16 protein-coding genes and 1 pseudogene are annotated in these 16830 nt (G+C 37.6%); 3 read left to right on the top strand and 14 right to left on the bottom strand.

The features are described 5' to 3' along the window. Positions 1-11: 11 nt before the first annotated feature. From AO843_RS07510 to AO843_RS07485, 6 genes and pseudogenes are all read right to left on the bottom strand, one after another. Positions 12-929 (bottom strand): ABC transporter permease, encoded by a 918-nt coding sequence (locus AO843_RS07510; protein WP_197278889.1) that lies wholly within the window; start codon positions 927-929, stop codon positions 12-14. Positions 930-946: 17 nt separating this feature from the next. Further along, positions 947-1864, bottom strand: a complete 918-nt coding sequence (locus AO843_RS07505; protein ID WP_054610505.1) for an ABC transporter permease — start codon at positions 1862-1864, stop codon at positions 947-949. A 65-nt stretch (positions 1865-1929) separates the two neighbouring features. Then, entirely contained in the window at positions 1930-3513 is a 1584-nt protein-coding gene (locus AO843_RS07500) for an ABC transporter substrate-binding protein (RefSeq protein WP_231630097.1), read from the bottom strand. 15 nt (positions 3514-3528) lie between these two features. Beyond that, positions 3529-5019 (bottom strand): M81 family metallopeptidase, encoded by a 1491-nt coding sequence (locus tag AO843_RS07495; RefSeq protein ID WP_054610503.1) that lies wholly within the window; start codon positions 5017-5019, stop codon positions 3529-3531. Positions 5020-5465: 446 nt separating this feature from the next. Next, positions 5466-5611: pseudogene (locus AO843_RS25085) on the bottom strand (D-serine ammonia-lyase); the annotation flags it as partial. 145 nt (positions 5612-5756) lie between these two features. Continuing rightward, positions 5757-7154 (bottom strand): aminotransferase-like domain-containing protein, encoded by a 1398-nt coding sequence (locus AO843_RS07485; protein WP_054610501.1) that lies wholly within the window; start codon positions 7152-7154, stop codon positions 5757-5759. 129 nt (positions 7155-7283) lie between these two features. On the opposite strand from AO843_RS07485, the gene AO843_RS07480 reads away from it, so the two are divergent. Further along, the gene (locus AO843_RS07480; protein WP_054610500.1) at positions 7284-8447 is read left to right on the top strand and encodes an aminotransferase-like domain-containing protein; all 1164 of its coding nucleotides are present in this window, start codon (positions 7284-7286) and stop codon (positions 8445-8447) included. Between the two features lie 45 nt (positions 8448-8492). Here AO843_RS07480 and AO843_RS07475 read toward each other — a convergent pair whose 3' ends face one another. Beyond that, positions 8493-9047: a helix-turn-helix domain-containing protein gene (locus tag AO843_RS07475; RefSeq protein WP_054610499.1), complete on the bottom strand. Its 555-nt coding sequence runs from the start codon at positions 9045-9047 to the stop codon at positions 8493-8495. A gap of 115 nt (positions 9048-9162) precedes the next feature. On the opposite strand from AO843_RS07475, the gene AO843_RS07470 reads away from it, so the two are divergent. Further along, positions 9163-9750 carry a LysE family transporter gene (locus AO843_RS07470; RefSeq protein ID WP_054610498.1) on the top strand — a complete coding sequence of 196 codons (588 nt, stop codon included), beginning with the start codon at positions 9163-9165 and terminating at the stop codon, positions 9748-9750. Positions 9751-9795: 45 nt separating this feature from the next. Here AO843_RS07470 and AO843_RS25355 read toward each other — a convergent pair whose 3' ends face one another. The 5 genes from AO843_RS25355 to bioD form a co-directional block, all read right to left on the bottom strand. After that, positions 9796-9918 (bottom strand): hypothetical protein, encoded by a 123-nt coding sequence (locus AO843_RS25355; protein ID WP_008178200.1) that lies wholly within the window; start codon positions 9916-9918, stop codon positions 9796-9798. Between the two features lie 365 nt (positions 9919-10283). Then, on the bottom strand, positions 10284-11279 hold the full coding sequence (bioB, locus tag AO843_RS07465; protein ID WP_054610497.1) for a biotin synthase BioB: 996 nt from the start codon (positions 11277-11279) through the stop codon (positions 10284-10286). Continuing rightward, the gene (locus tag AO843_RS07460) at positions 11276-11869 is read right to left on the bottom strand and encodes a biotin transporter BioY (RefSeq protein WP_054610496.1); all 594 of its coding nucleotides are present in this window, start codon (positions 11867-11869) and stop codon (positions 11276-11278) included. Before AO843_RS07460 ends, bioB begins: the two co-directional genes overlap by 4 nt. Beyond that, positions 11862-13238, bottom strand: coding sequence for an adenosylmethionine--8-amino-7-oxononanoate transaminase (bioA, locus tag AO843_RS07455; RefSeq protein ID WP_054610495.1), 1377 nt, complete (start codon positions 13236-13238; stop codon positions 11862-11864). Before bioA ends, AO843_RS07460 begins: the two co-directional genes overlap by 8 nt. Further along, positions 13207-13923, bottom strand: a complete 717-nt coding sequence (bioD, locus tag AO843_RS07450; protein WP_054610494.1) for a dethiobiotin synthase — start codon at positions 13921-13923, stop codon at positions 13207-13209. Before bioD ends, bioA begins: the two co-directional genes overlap by 32 nt. A gap of 261 nt (positions 13924-14184) precedes the next feature. Between bioD and AO843_RS07445 the strand changes: the two genes are divergently transcribed. Next, positions 14185-14649, top strand: coding sequence for a hypothetical protein (locus AO843_RS07445; RefSeq protein ID WP_054610493.1), 465 nt, complete (start codon positions 14185-14187; stop codon positions 14647-14649). 47 nt (positions 14650-14696) lie between these two features. On the opposite strand, the gene AO843_RS07440 is transcribed toward AO843_RS07445, so the two are convergent. Together AO843_RS07440 and AO843_RS07435 are read right to left on the bottom strand one after the other, a co-directional pair. Then, entirely contained in the window at positions 14697-15737 is a 1041-nt protein-coding gene (locus AO843_RS07440) for a hypothetical protein (protein WP_054610492.1), read from the bottom strand. 123 nt (positions 15738-15860) lie between these two features. Beyond that, positions 15861-16745, bottom strand: coding sequence for an AraC family transcriptional regulator (locus AO843_RS07435; protein ID WP_231630096.1), 885 nt, complete (start codon positions 16743-16745; stop codon positions 15861-15863). Positions 16746-16830: the final 85 nt, after the last annotated feature.

The following is a 16830-nucleotide window of genomic DNA, read 5'->3' as shown; positions in this document are numbered from 1 at the left end:
CTCCCAAGCAGTTATTTTTGCCTTGGATCTAGCGCATCACGCAATCCGTCACCTAGCAGGTTAAAACCAAGTACGACTAACATAATTGCCAAACCTGGGAAAAGGGACATCCACCAAGCCTGCCCTAAAAAAGCTTTCCCAACGTAAGCCATAGATCCCCATTCAGGAGTAGGCGGCTGAGCACCGAGCCCTAAGAAACTTAACGCTGCGGCTACTAGAATACTAGTTCCAAATTGTAAACTGGATAAAACAATTATTGGTGATAATACGTTAGGAAATACGTGCTTTAAAATTATTTTAAAATCCGAAACACCAAGTGCCTTTACTGCCTCTATATATTCTTTTTCCCTTATTGATAAGACTGATCCTCGAACCACTCTTACATAAGAAGGTATAGCAGAGATTGCAACCGCAATCATCGCGTTAGTTAATCCGACCCCAAGCACAGCAATAATAGCAATGGCAAGAAGGAGGGAGGGAAAAGCCAGTAAAATATCCATAACCTGCATAATATAAATATCAAATCTACGGTAATAGCCTGATATTACTCCTAAAGTGACCCCGATAACGCCTGCGATTAGCACTGCAACAAGCCCCATCATTAAGGAAACCCGACCTCCGTATAATATTCTAGAAAATATATCTCGCCCAAAATCATCTGTCCCTAAAAAATGTTGTCCTCCTGGAGGTAAAAACCTTTGTTCGAAATTCATTACGTCAACTGGATGTGGGGCAATCCAAGGAGCAAGTAAGGAAATTGACACGAAGAACAATAAAATACAGGCCCCACTAACAGCACTTTTGTTTGTTATTATTCTTTTCCCCACTAACGACCAGTATGTTTTAGACTTTGTCTCAGAATCTCTATTATTTTGAGGAGGATTGAACTTAGTTTCTGAATCTGTAAGCTTAGGAGCTGAACTACTCAAAATACTTGCCTCCCTTTCTAATACTTAATACGAGGATCGACTAAACTGTATACAAGATCCACTAGCATGTTAGTTATAATAAAAAGAAATGCCATAAATAGTACTAACCCTTGTACTGTTGGCAAATCCCTTTTAGTAATTGCTTCAATAGAAAAACTTCCTAATCCTGGTAGTGCAAATACAGTTTCAATGACTACAGCCCCTGCTAATAGAAAACCAAACTGTAGACCAATTAAAGTAATAACAGGTATCATGGCATTTTGGAGAGCATGCTTAAAAATCATTGGAATCATGGCAAGCCCTTTAGCTTGAGCCGTTCTCATGAAATCTTGTTTAATTACTTCAAGCATACTTGACCTTGTCATTCTTGCTATATTACCAGCCGATCCTAAACCAAGTGTAATAGATGGTAGAATTAATGAATAAAACCCTTGATATCCAGAAATAGGGAAAATGCTGAATTGGTATGAAAAAATCCAAATTAGGAATAGAGCAATCCAAAACCCTGGTGCAGATATTCCTATTAAGGAAACCACCATAGCTAGTTGGTCGAAGATTGTATTTTGTTTCACTGCTGCTAAAATACCCAATAAAATCCCGACTACTGATCCAATGATTAAACTATAAACCGCTAGTTGTACTGTAATAGGAAAGCGAGCCTTAATTTCTTCAATCACTGTCAAACCTGTAATATAGGATGTTCCTAAGTCCCCTTGCAACACATTTTTAATATAATCAATGTATTGAATAAATAGCGGTTGGTTTAAACCTAAAGTGTTTTTCATTTCAGCTATGGCCTCTTCAGAAGCAAAGTCTCCTAGAATATAAGTTACTGGATCTCCAGGTATAAGGTGCATCATCAGAAAGACTAAAATTGATACACCAATTAGCGTAACAACCATTGAAAAAGTACGATTCAAAATATATTTAGACAAGTTTTCATCCCCCCTTTTTAATAAGGTAGTTAGGGATGTACATCCCTAACTTTTCAGGTTCATTTTTATTTCGAAGTGATATCATTGAATATAATAGCTTGAGAGTAAGGATTTTGTTTAAATCCATTAATGTCACGGTAAGCGGTTACATTTTCGCGTACAAATAACGGAACCCAAGGAGATTCTTCCACAAGGAATTGCTGCGCTTGTTCATAAATTTCCATCCGCTCACCCGTATCCATCGTTTGACGTGCTTTCGTGAGTAAATTGTTTAATTCCTCAGGTTCGTAATGCATTCTTAATGAGCTTCCTTTTCCAAAAAGCATGTATAAGATATCTGGATCTGACCATCCATACATATTTAGAATTGCATCATGTAACCCCTTTGGTGTGTTTGCAGTAATTGCCGCTGGCTCTTGAACCGAAATATTAACTAAAATCCCAATCTCTTTTAATTGGCCTTGCAGAATTTGGGCAATTCTTTGCATGACTGGCTCATCAGATAACCATAATTCAAATGAGAAAGGCTTTCCGTCCTTCTCAACTATTCCATCTCCATTTGTGTCTTTCCACCCAGCTTCTTCTAGCAACGATTTAGCTTTTTCCACATTTCGAGTATATTTTTGTTTTGCCTCTTCTTCCACCTTACCACTATACCCTGGTATGCTTTCAGGAAGCGGTCCAAAGAGTGGTTTTGCATAGCCTTCCAAGGCAAATTCTACGAGTGGATCACGATTGATACCTAGTGCGATCGCTTGTCTAACACGTTTGTCTTGGAACATTGGCTTTTTATTATTGAAGCCTAAGTATGTTATGCCTTGTTCCAACATACTATCAATTTTCACACCTTCTGTTGCTTCAAGCTCTTTAATATAATTCGGTGGCACACTGGTCATAATCTGTGTGGTACCTTTCTTAAATTCTAGTACTCTAGTATCGTCATCCGTGATAAAACGGAATTCATATTTATCAAAACCTGGTGCACTCTTATTATCTACAAAAGGAGGACCCCAATTATAATCATCATTTTTCATGTAAGTAATAGAAGATCCTCGTGTTCTTTCCCCAAATTTAAATATTCCTGAAGCCGCAGGATGTTTCCCAAAATCGTCTCCGTACTCTTCAAGTGATTTAGGATCCATCGGTGCTAAATACGCAGTAGTTAATCCACTAGCAAAAGGTGCAAAGGGCTCTGTGAAATAAACCATTAATTTCTGTCCATCAGCTTCCATTTTGTCTACTGGTCCAGCTATAAACTTGACAGCCGAATTTTGAAGGAACCTTTCAAACGTCTTTTTAACCGCTTCAGCAGTGAGCGGTTCCCCAGAATGGAACTTGACATTTCCATCTAAATAAAGAGTCCATATTTTACCATCATCTGAAATGTCATATTTTTCAGCAAGACCAGGTATTATATTTCCTTCAAGATCCCTTTTTAACAATGTGTCATAAATATTGGCAGTTGAATTATCAACCCATGTTGTCTTATGGACGTCAATGGTATCTGGCTCTCGAACAGAAGAGATTACTAATGTGTTCCGTGATTTACTAACGCCATTTCCAGAACTTTGCTCATTCGTATTTGTACTACAGCCTGCTAAAATCACCATCATAATTAACATAACGATTAATTTTCCCCTGGTTTTCACATTCATCCCCCTCTTTTACTTAATCTTATACTCTTGCGAAAATTTAACCTCTTCATTTAAAGGATAAACTGGTTTTGCAAGTCTTGTGTGTTTAAAAGAATGCAGATTAAAACTTGATAACCCAGGAGAGTCAACTGTTATTATTTTATGGGCTAATGGTTCAAATCCAGCACGGAAATGCTGACTTGATTTTAAAGCGACAATTTTATATGACCTAATATCAATCCCATGTAATAAAAAGATTTGTTCATCAAGTGTTTGTGACCTTTTGGAACAAACAACAATATCAATATCGCCAACTACTATCCTCGCAGACTTGCCATAATCTACTTTCGCACCTTCCCCCATTGGGGTAGACTGGATAAATCGGCCATCTGCTAGAGTTTTAACATATGCTGTTACCTTAACTGGTTTTCCATGTAAGTCATCTGTTTTGCCACCTAGTAATACATCAATTGAAGTTCCAATCCCACTGTCATGAGCAATATTCACGACTTCTGGGTCATAAATAAAACCGAAACAAGCATTTTCAAGATTTGCCTTTATCATGGCTGAAAGCAAATGAGTCCCATCACCTGGTGTACCGCCTCCAGGATTATCTGAAGTTTCGTTAATTACAATTGGTTTTCCTTCTAATTTTAATGCGGTATTAATGCCTTCTTCTGGATTAATAATGTCTGGAAAAAACATCTCTTTTGTATTCCATATCTCTATAGCAATTTCTTCAGCGGTTTGATCTGCAAGCTCCTGGTCATTATTTGTGACGGTTACCACCGAAACGCCGACTTCAGGTATATTCGTGTAAGGAAAGCCATGAAAGAATGTGCAATCAATAATGTTTTCATTTACTTCGCGTGCCCAGCATAATTCATTGATATTTTTTGCTGGTTGTAAATTTGTAGTAGATGTAGGAATCATAAGCGGGAGTTTTTTTAGACTCATCTTTGGTCGAATCTCACCTAATAGAATTTTTCGGGTAATATCTATCGCCTCAATACCTCTTTCAAAGCAATCAACATGTGGGTAAAAATTAACTCCCAATAGGACATCTGCTTCTTTAACCATTTGATCAGTTATATTTCCGTGCAGATCTAGCGTGACTACAACAGGAATTTTATACCCTACAACTTCTCTAATAGCAGATAATATACCACCTTCAAGATCATCAACGTCTTCAGCAACACCTGCACCATGAAGTGCAAGACAAATGGCATCATACTCTACTACAGCTTTAATCGAATCCGTTAATTCACGAATAAGCCTATTGTAGGTTTCTTTAGTTATAACCCCGGAAGGCATCGCAAATGCTGAAAATAGAGGAATTATTTCCACACCTGTTTCTTCAGCACGTTCAATCATTCCACCTAAGTAATCTCTTACTTTACGATGTTTGTGTATGATTTCATCGCCATGAATCCATTCCCATTCCTTAAACGATTCCACAGTTGTTTTTTCATTAGAAAACGTGTTTGTCTCATGTGCAATTTCGCCTATCAAGATTTTCATTATTTTACCCACCTTTTCTGAAGCATTCACTTTAAAATGAAATCAAAATAAAGTAAATGTTTTATTTTTTTAATCATATTGATTTTGGGCAAAGTTGTCAATAATAATATTCGAATTTTTAAAAATTTCAGAATTATTCACATCCCCCTTAAATAATTAATCTTATTAATGTTTCAACTACTGCTATTTAAGAATATTTTTTAGTGATAACTTGTTAAAAGCCAGTAGTGGCCTAACCAAAGTAATGACTTACTCTCGTTCCCGTAAAAAAAGCAACTGGACATGGCAATAGCCATGTCCAGTTGCTAAAAAAATGTTACAAGTTTTAATGTATTACTTTTGCCATTATAACTACGAGCATTTACACATTAAAAGTAAGATAGAAAAAACTCAGTACAATTTTTTTCTATGTTGCTAGGAATAAGTTTAATAAAATGCATTAAAAAAATTGGTCCTAACATACCTCCTAGTGTAGATAGTTCTAAGTGAATCCCTTCTGAATTTATTAGTTCCTTAAGTAATTTATACAATTGTTCATCGTTTACAGGTTTACTGTATAATTACCACTAAAAAAAGATTTCATTGTTTTACCCCAAATCCAAAGGGTCATCTGAACACTCACATTAAAACCCAACTTTGAACTTAAGATACCAATACTAAGTCCTAGTTTACCGGCCGAGCCTAATGAGCCATTTTTATCACCTCTATTCTCACTTAACTTCATTCGCTTGATACCATTAATCAACAAATGCATAATCACCATTACTTTCGAGAATATCTTTTAGGATTATCAATGCTTGCTCCAGCTGATATTCTGGAGCCGCTATAGCAATACGTACTGCATTCACTGGCTTTGCATTACCTACTGCGAAGCGATCTGCTGCATAGACCTGTACACCTGCTTTCGAGGCAAGCAATTCAAATTGTACGCCTGTAAATTTGTCCGGCAAAAGTAGCCACCTGAAAATGCATTCCTCATCACCCAAAATGTGATAATCTGCCAAATATTGATTAACAAGTGCATTTTGCTGCTTAGCATATGCCCGATGCTTCTCCAATATTGTTTGTGCTACCCCTTCATGTATCAACCTTGCTGCAAGCTCCAGCATAATTGGAGAGACTGAAATATTGATATTATAGAGCGTCTCCATTATTTTTTTACGAAGTGTTGGAGGAGTGACAATAAAGGATAGCCGTAATCCCGGTGAGATCGTTTTCGACAAACTAGCAATATAGATCACCTTATCCGGGGCGTAAGAAGCTATGGGAGCAGGCGCCTGTTCTTTGAGGAAACTATAAATAGCATCCTCAATGACAATCAAATTCTTCTGCCTTGCCACTTCTGCAATCATTTTCCTTGTTTCTATTGACATCGTATGTGTCGTTGGATTATGAAAATCAGGAATGACATAGATGCCTTTGATATGTTCATTTTTATAGGCATACAAAAGCCCTTCTTTTGTCATTTCGCCCTGACATTGTTGAATAGCCACAAGTTGTATACCTAGCATGTTGGCCGCAGTTTTAATACCGGCATAAGTAATCGGATCTGTTCCAATTCGATCCCCTGGCTGGAATAATGCCGCAAGCGTTCCAACAATGGCATTTTGTCCTCCTGCTCCAAGCAAAATGGGTTGATCTGTTTGAAAGTTCACCAATTCAAATAATTTCAACACTGCCTCGTTTTGCCATGCATTGCCCTCAGGCCTTCCATATTGAAATAGCTTACTAACACTAGGTTCGTTCAGCATTTTTTTCATATAGCGTGTAATGTCCTCATTGACAAAGTTGTCTGGTAATACAGAGCCCATTTCAATCATGAATGTCGTACGGTTAGTTGGTAATAAAATTTTATTGCTAGCTGCATCCGATGAAACAAATGTGCCACTACCAATCGAGGCATATATTAACCCTTTTTGTCCACAGAGCTTAAAGGCCCGCGTGATGGTGCTTAAATTCACATCTAAAAAATCAGCTAATTCGCGTTGGGGTGGCAGTTTTGTCCCTGGCGTTAGCTTTCCTTCTTTTATATCTTGTTCAAGCTGTTGTGCTATGGCTATATATAAAGGGGCCGAAATATTGCTAATATCCGGCTTCCAACTCATTGGATAGGCATCAAATGAATTAATAGGCATTCGCAAAGCGCCTTCTTTCTATTAATTTGCATACAATAGTTTAATTGTCTTGCATACAATGATAATATTGTATGCAACCGATGACAATGATATAATTTTTAAAAAATCAGAAAAAAAGGACCGATCATTATGCAATATTCTGAAAGAATCTTAAATACGCCATCCTCATTTATTCGAAATATTTTGAAAGTAACAGATGCAGAGGATGTTATTTCCTTTGCAGGTGGGCTTCCAAACCCAATCTCTTTCCCAATTGATGCGTTAAGAGCATCAGTAGATCATGCTATTACCAAAAACGGCAGCCGTCTATTTCAGTATTCTTCAACACAGGGTTATGCACCATTACGTGAGTACATTGCCGCGAAGTATCAACGAGTACATGGACTTGATGTCCATGCTGACGATGTCTTCATTACAACAGGTTCACAGCAGGCACTTGAATTAATTGGTAAAGTGCTTATTAATAAAGGTGATGGCATTATAATCGAAGAGCCTGGTTACTTAGGGGCTATTCAAGCCTTTACATTAGCTGAGCCAACCTTCCATGGGGTGACACTTGAAAACGATGGTCTTAATCTAGAAGAATTAGAGCAAGCTCTACAACAACCAAATGTAAAATTTATTTACACGGTACCAAACTTCCAAAATCCAACTGGGCTCACATATTCGAAAGAAAAGCGTGAGCAAATATACGAAATGGTTGCCAAATATGATGTTGCTTTAATTGAGGATGATCCATATGGGGAGCTACGTTTCCAAGGTGAGCCGCTTCCATATATCGGCGCTGGTAAATTAGAAAATAGTATTTTACTAGGTTCTTTCTCTAAAACGGTCACACCTGGCATGCGCCTTGGTTTTATCATTACAAAAAACAAAGAGCTCTTAGAGCATATCGAAACGGCTAAACAAGCCTCTGATCTTCATACCAATATTTTCTCGCAATATGTCATCTATGATTATTTAGCAAGTAATGATTACATGGAGCATGTTAAGAAAATAATCACTTTATATAAAAATCAATCAGAAGCGATGCTTGATGCGATGCAAGAGTTTTTCCCTGCACATGTTGAGTATACACGACCTGAAGGAGGCATGTTCATTTGGGCGACGATGAAGGATGGTACACCAGCACTTGATGTATTCCATAAGGCGATGGAACAAAAGGTTGCCTTCGTACCCGGTGATCCATTCTATACATCCAAAACGAACGTGAATACAATGCGATTAAACTATACAAATGCAACACCTGAAGTAATCCGCGAGGGTATCAAACGTTTAGCAAGTATACTGTAAAAATTAAGACCGTATAAACGCTCTGAAAAGCGTTTATACGGTCTATTAACGTGGATAATATATAGTCATGCTGAGCCGTGTTAATGTCTCCCCAGGGTTGGTATATGTGTGTGGCCGGTCAGCTTTAAAACGGATTGCATCCCCACTTGTTAATCGATAGTCCTCACCTTGTATACGAATGATTAATGTACCATCAAAAACGGTTAGATATTCCTCTGTGCCTTCCTTATGTGCCTCAGCGTGTAATGTTCCATTCTCCTTAATCTCGATACTATAAATTTCAAAGCGACTATCCTTTTGAAAAGGAAAATGAGGGTAGACGATATATTTCCCGTTATCTTCCTCTAATGAATGAATGTCCTTGCCTAAGATGAGCTCTGTCTCTGCCTGTGGTTGATGAATAAGCTCTGTAAATGAAACCTTTAGCCCATTAGCTATTTTCCAAATTGTTGTTAATGTCGGGCTCGATTCCCCTCTTTCAATTTGTCCGACCATTGCTTTACTCACACCGCTCAGTTGCGATACCTTCTCTAAGCTTAATTTCTCTCTCTCCCGAATAGCCTTTAAATTTCGAGCAAAAATCAGTTGAATGTCATCCATGTCCAATCTCCTTTTTATATATACAATATAACGTACGTTATGTATAATAAAACAAACAACGTTATAGTGACTGTTTCGGACATTATAACATACAACTTGAAAGAGGTGATGGTCCATGCCTGTATTTTCCTTTTTAGTTTTCATTATCATCACAAGCTTTACGCCTGGTCCTAACAACTTTATGGCTATGGTTTTTGCCAAACAACATGGCTTACCAAAAACTATGCCTTTCTGTTTAGGAGTAGGTATTGGTTTTTTCATGATTATTGCTCTGAGCAGCTATTTTAACATGGTCATGCTAAACATCCTGCCCGTCATTAAATTACCCTTAACCATTTTTGGTGTCGGCTATATGTTATACTTAGCCTTTAAAATTTTGACAAGCAAAGCGCAGGAAGAGAGCAACCAAATGGAAGAAAAGCGAAACCTATTCTTTGTAGGAGCCTTCTTGCAATTCATTAATCCAAAAGGAATACTATTTGGGATAACCGTTGTAGCAACCTACATCCTTCCTTACTATTCTTCCTACATAAGCTATCTACTATTCTCGCTATTATTAGGTCTAGTAGGAATACTAAGTACATTTAGTTGGGCATTATGTGGGTCCGTTTTTCAAAAAATTTTACTGCAATATCGACAATCATTTAACATCATCATGGCTCTTTTACTAGTGTATAGCGCCTATTCAATTGTTGTTCATTAAAAAAACAGCCCTCTACTAGCGAGGGCTGCTGTTAAAAAAGAACTTTTATTTTGTATATGTTAATACGGCATTTTTCTTGAATTTCGCCAAAGCTTCCGTCGCCTCATTTTTGTTTGCATACTCAAAAATTCGAACATCCTTCTTATCAAATACTGTAATAACCCACATGTGAAAAGCTCCCTTCTCTTATTATAAATAATATAACAACCATCAAAATTTGTGAGACTTCTCGTCAACTGTTTTACAACAATTCCTTACTTGATTCTTATTTTACGCTGATTTTTTAAAAAAGAAAGCTATATGTGAAGGTCTTCACAAACTGTTCAATTTCAAAACGCTTTCATTGAACAATTTGTGAAAACCTTTATTTTTTAGGTATATAACCGGTTTGACTTGTCAGGTTTATCCGTCACTTTTTGCTTTCTATCCACTGCTTTTCGATTTTTATACACCACTTTTCTCGTTCTATCCATAACAAGCAAGAAACCGTACACTTGTACGGTTTCTCTGTAGTAGATGTTCATTTCATAAGCTTAACAAAATACTGCTTCTTGCTTTTGCGTTAATTCAATCTCAAAGCCTAAATCCTCCAACATACGATAATCACTATTTGCTTCTTGGCCAGCCGTTGTTAAATAATCCCCTACAAATATACTATTCGCTGCATAGAGACCCAGCGGCTGTAGTGAGCCGAGATTGATTTCACGCCCACCCGAAATTCGGATTTCCTTTGTTGGATTAATGTAACGGAACAACGCTAAGACCTTTAAACAATAGCGCGGATTTAAGTCCTTTGTCCCTTCCAGCTTTGTCCCATCAATCGCATTTAAAAAGTTAACAGGAATGGAATCTGCATCTAATTGATGAAGAGCACGCGCAATATTGACAACATCTTCCCTTGTTTCCTTCATACCAATAATGGCACCTGAGCAAGGTGAGATCCCATGCTTTTTGACGATCTCTACCGTATTGATACGATCCTCATACGTATGTGAAGTCGTGATGAAAGAATGATGACGTTCAGAAGTATTCAAATTATGATTGTAACGATCCACCCCTGCCTTCTTTAATTGCTGTGCCTGTTCTTCTTTTAGCAAGCCAAGACAGGCACAAACTTTCAAGCCGTACTTTTCCTTAATTTCAGCAACCGCCTCGCTCACCACATTGACATCCTTCCTTGTCGGCCCACGCCCACTTGCCACAATACAATACGTTCCAATCTTATTGTCAAACGCTCTTTTTGCCCCAGCTAAGATTTCTTTTTTTGTAATAAAAGGGTATTTTTCTATAGGTGCCGTTGATTTTGATGATTGGGAGCAATAGCCACAATCCTCCGGGCAATAGCCGCTTTTGGCATTCATAATCATATTCAGCTTTACTTTTCTACCGAAATAATGCCGACGAATCGCAAAAGCACCATCCATTAGTTGTAATAGCTCATCATCCTCACTATTTAGAAGAGCAAGTGCCTCTTCATTGCAAATGATTTTGCCAGCAATTACTTCCTGTGCTAACTGTAAATAATTCATATCATATTCTCCCTTTCTACTTGAGAAATAGTTACCCCTCTTGCCGACTGAAATACTTTATACAATTTCTCAGCTAATAAGGCGGCTGAAATAGCTAAGCAAAAATCTGCAACTATACTACTTAAAAAGCCAATAACGAAAACATGGGACCAGCTTGTTGACATATCTAACCAGAAATTTAGGGCTACATATAAATAGGGAACTGCTATACCGTAAATAATGAAAAGCCCTGTGATTGTAGCACCAATAAAATGCTTTTTCGTTGGCGTCTCTACCCTTTCAAGGATAATCCCAATCACATAAGCCGCGAGGGCAAAGCCAATAAGATAGCCAAATGTCGGCTGTAACACGTATGTGATGCCCCCTCCCTGAGTAAAAACAGGTAACCCTACCAATCCAACACCTATATAAACAAGCTGACTATAAAATCCATTGCGACTACCCAGTAAACATCCTGCTAAAAAGACGAAAACAATTTGTAAGGTAAACGGGACGATTGGTAATGGAATTTTAATAAACGCCCCTATAGCTGTTAAGGCGGCAAACATTGCAATCATGACTAGAGCTAAAGTAGAGTGTCGTTTACCCAACTTCATCCCTCCTGTCTTGGAAAAATTGGTCTATCGTTTCTTTCGTCGTGTCAATCATGAAAGACATTTCCTCATTTGAAATAATATAAGGTGGCATAAAATACAAAACATTTCCAAGAGGTCGAATGAGTAAGCCTTTTGTTAATGCAAGTCGATAAATTTGGTAGCCAATTCGTTCCTCACTCGCGAAAGGTTCCTTCGTCTCACAGTCTGCAACAAGTTCAATAGCCCCCACTAAACCAACTTGTCGGTATTCACCTACATAAGGCACATCACGAAACGCTGTCATTGCTAGGTTTTTCATTTGTTGCCCCTTGCGCTGAATCATGTCAATCACTTGCTCTTCTTCAAACATCGTTACTACTTCAAGCGCGACACGACATGCCAATGTATTGCCAGAATAGCTATGAGAATGTAAAAATGCTTTCATCGTTCCATATTCATCATAAAATGCGTTATAAACTTGATCACTTGTTAGGACAGCGGATAATGGTAAATATCCGCCGGTTATGCCTTTTGATAAACACATAAAATCAGGTGTGACACCTGCCTGCTCACAGGCAAACAATGTCCCTGTACGACCAAACCCTACAGCAACTTCATCAGCAATCAAATGAACATCATATTGTGAGCATAATGCTCGTAGACGTTTTAAATAAATGGGTGGATACATTTTCATCCCTGCTGCAGCCTGAATAAGTGGTTCTATAATAACAGCCGTGATTTCCTCATGATGTTCCTTGAGCTGCTCTTCTACAAATTGACTGCATGGTGCATTGCAACTTGCAGGTTGTTCCTGGAATGGACACCGGAAACAATCTGGTCCCTGTGCGCGTACTGTATCTAATAAAAGTGGCTGAAACACTTCATTGTAAAGTCCTACTCCTCCCACAGATAAGGCCCCTATAGTTTCACCATGATAAGCATCCGTTAATGCGAGAAAGCGCTTCTTTGCCGATTTTCCAGTCTGCATATGGTATTGAAAGCTCATTTTCAATGCCACTTCGATGGCAGACGAACCGTTATCAGCAAAGAATACTTTATGTAACCCCGGTGGTGATAAAGCGACTAATTTTTCAGCTAATTGAATAGCAGGTTCATGTGTAAAGTTGGCAAATATCGTATGTTCCAATGTGAACGCTTGATTACTTAAAACTTGACTGATGCGCGGATTAGCGTGTCCAAATAAATTTACCCACCACGAGGAGACAGCGTCCAAATAACGTTTATCATGCTCATCATAAAGCCATACACCTTGTCCCTTTTTTATGACGATTGGCGGAAATGCTTCGTAATCTTTCATCTGCGAGCAAGGATGCCAAATATGCCGTAAATCTCTAGCCTGTAAATCCGTTACTTCTTGTTTCATATCCATGAAGCCTTTCAAATAATGTTGTGTGTGTGATGTCGATATTCATTAGCTGTGAAATGTTCTGGAGCTGCGGAATAATCGCATAGGGTAAAGGATGATATTGTAAAATGGTGTTTATATTGTCTTGTTCCATCATGCTGCCTGTGTCACCATTAAAAACAATGCCCAAAACGTCGATTTGACGAGAATTCAATGCCTCCATCGTTAACAATGTGTGATTGATTGTTCCTAGGGATGTCCTTGTAACGAGCACTACTGGTAGCTTGCTGCTAACAATGACATCGAGCAGTGTTGTGCCATGTTTGATATCTAAAGGTACAAATAATCCCCCTGCCCCCTCACATATCACGGCATCGTAAGATTCTTGTAAAAACTGAATACGCCGTAAAATATCTTCTACATCAATTTGCTGTCCCTCCAGCTGAGCAGCAAAATGAGGTGATGCGGCCTCCCTAAATGAATAACCATTAATATGATTTTCATTTAATGCTTGTAAGGAAAATTTTTCATACATAGCTGTATCGGCATAATAACTATGCCCGTTGTCGTATACCTCACCTGTTTGCACAGGCTTGAAAGGTGTAATTTCCAACCCCTGTCTTTGTAATTGATACATCAACAATGTAGTGACAATCGTTTTGCCAACATCTGTATCAGTACCGACAACCCAAAAATGTTGCATCGTTAACCTCCCCCTCCTTTAAGTTAACCTATAACAATTAAAAAGTTAACACATTTATTTTCATTTTGTAAATGCCTATTCTTTAATTTCTCAGAAATTCGGACAAAAATAGCAAATCTTGTGATAACTTCATAAAAAACTAGATCATTCAAGGAATGCACTAATTGAAACTGCTTTTTCATAAAATAAATGTAGGGTTACTCCATGAATGAAAGGAGTTTCATCCAGTTTTGTAGTATTACACTATATGGGGGTGGTCGTATGTTTGGGATTTTTAAAGACGCAGAAAAAAACATCGATACATATGAACAAGTGCATTTAATTTTAAAATCATTACTTACCTATGAACTAAAAGAATTACCAATTCGCTATGAATTTTGGTATCGTGTAGCTATCCGTCAGGAGGAATGTCGTACTTTACAAGCGGAACATCGTGCGAGAATTTCGATGACTACTGCAGTAGGGCGCTTTCATCAAAAGCAATATGAAGCTATGACACAAAAATTAACGAAGCTGGAGCGCCTAGCTGATATTTATAAATTATTTTGTCTGGAGGAAGAACGAGCGACCTTAAACCATCGATTGTACTTTCATCAAGAAGAAATTGCCGCTCTATACGATCACATTCAGCATAAAGAGCTTTATACGTATTGTGATTCGGTTCAACTGCAATTTTGGGAAGCAATCCGCGATGATATTTTAAATGCAGTCGCAGACCTTAATTAAATAAAAATAGCCAACGTTTTTATTCAAAACGTTGGCTATTTTTATTATTATGCAAGTTGCTTTGACATTCTTAGTTGAAGCATTTGTTTAAATTCTTGTGACTGGTCAACTTTAATAGCTACTTGGTTATAGCGCTTTTTAATACCTAACATAAAGGTCACTTCCACTGGCTCTTTCATTTTTAAAATGACTTGAGGATAAGCTTCACCAAAATCACGTGCCACGAAATCTATCGTATCTTTTGATAATTTCCGTTCTAACTGTTCCTTGTCATCTATTATCTCTTCAATTTTATCAAAATGGATTTCTGTGCGTTTCATTAAACCTAGCGAAACATATATTGTATCGTCTGTTACGTATACAGGATTTAATCGAATAGCTTGCATATCTGCAATAAAGAAGATTACGGAATAAATATTAAAAATAAGCAAGACAATGGAAAGGATCATGGATTTTTCATGTAGCCACCAGTGAATGCCAATCGTTTCAATAGCAATACCGTGGATAATCATGAGTTGAAAAGCGATATAGCTTGAATTTTTATGCAAAGTGAGTCCGGGGCGTTCTTGTCTTTTCCAGCTAGCAAACCCATAATACAGGACAAGTAAATCCGAACAAATCATTTGAATGACAGGATGCTTCGGTATTTGTTTTTCCACTGCTTGTGAAAATGAAAATAAATCGGGTAATGAGCTTGCACGAACATCGTCTAGAATTCTTGGCAGGTAACGTACAAGTGTGGCAACTAGGAAAATTTCTAATAAAATAAGAATGGCTTCAATTGCAAAGCCTGCCCACGTTACTGCTACAAATGGCTGTAAATGCTCTAAAGGAATGATAAAACGTGCGGCAATACAGCCAAATGCAGCTAAAAATATTGCCTGCTTTAATGAAAACTTCCCTTTATAAAGCATCCATAATACAGGTACGATGACTACTAAATCAATAAGGGAACCTAAGACAACTCCATTTGTTTCTATTGGCAAGATGGACGAACCAAGCCCCGTATTATAAAGCGTATAATTGCTGACCAACACCATGAATAAAAAAGCTAGCCATATATTTTGCTTTTTCCCTAAAATCATCATTCTTTTCGCCCCCTACATGCTATTAACTTCACTTTATTGTAAATGGTGAATCATGTATATATTACAGGCATAAAAGATTATATTTTTTCCATTTATGTTCAATGATTCTTCACAGTTTCATCTTTATAAAAATTTCTTGCGATAAACATGTGGGGAGTAGCCTGTATATTCTTTGAATTTTTCTATATAGTAACTGACTGTACTAAATCCTGTATTGGCAGCAATAATCGTGACGGTTTGCTCGTCATCCCTCAGTAGTTCTATACTTTTGCGAAGTCGGTATTGTAATAAATAGCTAAATGGCGTCATCCCAACAATTTTCTTAAAATAACTACTGCATTCAGTACGGCTTAAATACACATGCTTTGATAAATCTTCTAATGCTATTTTCTGCTGATAGTGTGCATGTAAAAAATCCAGCATAGCTTTTGCCCGTTCGTGTTGCACAATGTTAGAGGGGTCCGTCATCTCTTCAGGCAGTAAGGATTGTGCTAACATCGATTGCCAAATGGATAATAGCTCTCTCCAAACTTTCATCTCATAAAATGCATCTTGCTCTCGCATTAAATTAGCCATACATGCTACTTTTTGTGATAATTCCTTAGTAAGTTTGACGTATGGCAGTCGATGACTAGTTAAATACGGTTGAACATATTTGGTCATAAAAATACTGCCTTCATATCCTCCAATCATCATAGGGTTCACGTTTACACAGTAAATAATGGCCTGCTCAATTTGAAAAGGCTTAGCCTCATGTAGTTCTGAGGCATTGATGAATAATCCCTCCCCTTCTTCCAAGACTAAAACATCTGCTCCCATTCGATACTTGGCACGTCCGCTTTTGAGATAAACAAATTGAATTTCTGTGTGCCAATGTAGCGGAATAAAATCCATACTATCTAACCTCATTACCGTTTCATACAAGGCAACCGGAAATTCTTTTGATCCATGTAATGTTAGCTCTTGTAAATCTTTTGCAATTTTTATATGTGTTAAAGGCACCCTCATCACCTCAATATATTGATATTTTTAAGATGGTAAAACGATATTTATTGTCGTTAAAACATTTTATAATCACCTTATATTGATAGTT

The sequence above is a fragment of the Lysinibacillus sp. ZYM-1 genome (assembly GCF_001308875.1).
Taxonomy (GTDB): Bacteria; Bacillota; Bacilli; order Bacillales_A; family Planococcaceae; genus Lysinibacillus.
This window is presented reverse-complemented; position numbering and strand designations above follow the sequence as displayed.

Coding starts and splice junctions, on each gene's coding strand:
- AO843_RS07495 (WP_054610503.1), bottom strand. CDS start 5,019: ATGAAAATCTTGATAGGCGAAATTGCACATGAGACAAACACGTTTTCT.
- AO843_RS07485 (WP_054610501.1), bottom strand. CDS start 7,154: ATGCCTATTAATTCATTTGATGCCTATCCAATGAGTTGGAAGCCGGAT.
- AO843_RS07480 (WP_054610500.1), top strand. CDS start 7,284: ATGCAATATTCTGAAAGAATCTTAAATACGCCATCCTCATTTATTCGA.
- AO843_RS07475 (WP_054610499.1), bottom strand. CDS start 9,047: ATGGATGACATTCAACTGATTTTTGCTCGAAATTTAAAGGCTATTCGG.
- AO843_RS07470 (WP_054610498.1), top strand. CDS start 9,163: ATGCCTGTATTTTCCTTTTTAGTTTTCATTATCATCACAAGCTTTACG.
- AO843_RS25355 (WP_008178200.1), bottom strand. CDS start 9,918: ATGTGGGTTATTACAGTATTTGATAAGAAGGATGTTCGAATTTTTGAG.
- bioB (WP_054610497.1), bottom strand. CDS start 11,279: ATGAATTATTTACAGTTAGCACAGGAAGTAATTGCTGGCAAAATCATT.
- bioA (WP_054610495.1), bottom strand. CDS start 13,238: ATGAAACAAGAAGTAACGGATTTACAGGCTAGAGATTTACGGCATATT.
- bioD (WP_054610494.1), bottom strand. CDS start 13,923: ATGCAACATTTTTGGGTTGTCGGTACTGATACAGATGTTGGCAAAACG.
- AO843_RS07445 (WP_054610493.1), top strand. CDS start 14,185: ATGTTTGGGATTTTTAAAGACGCAGAAAAAAACATCGATACATATGAA.
- AO843_RS07440 (WP_054610492.1), bottom strand. CDS start 15,737: ATGATGATTTTAGGGAAAAAGCAAAATATATGGCTAGCTTTTTTATTC.
- AO843_RS07435 (WP_231630096.1), bottom strand. CDS start 16,745: ATGAGGGTGCCTTTAACACATATAAAAATTGCAAAAGATTTACAAGAG.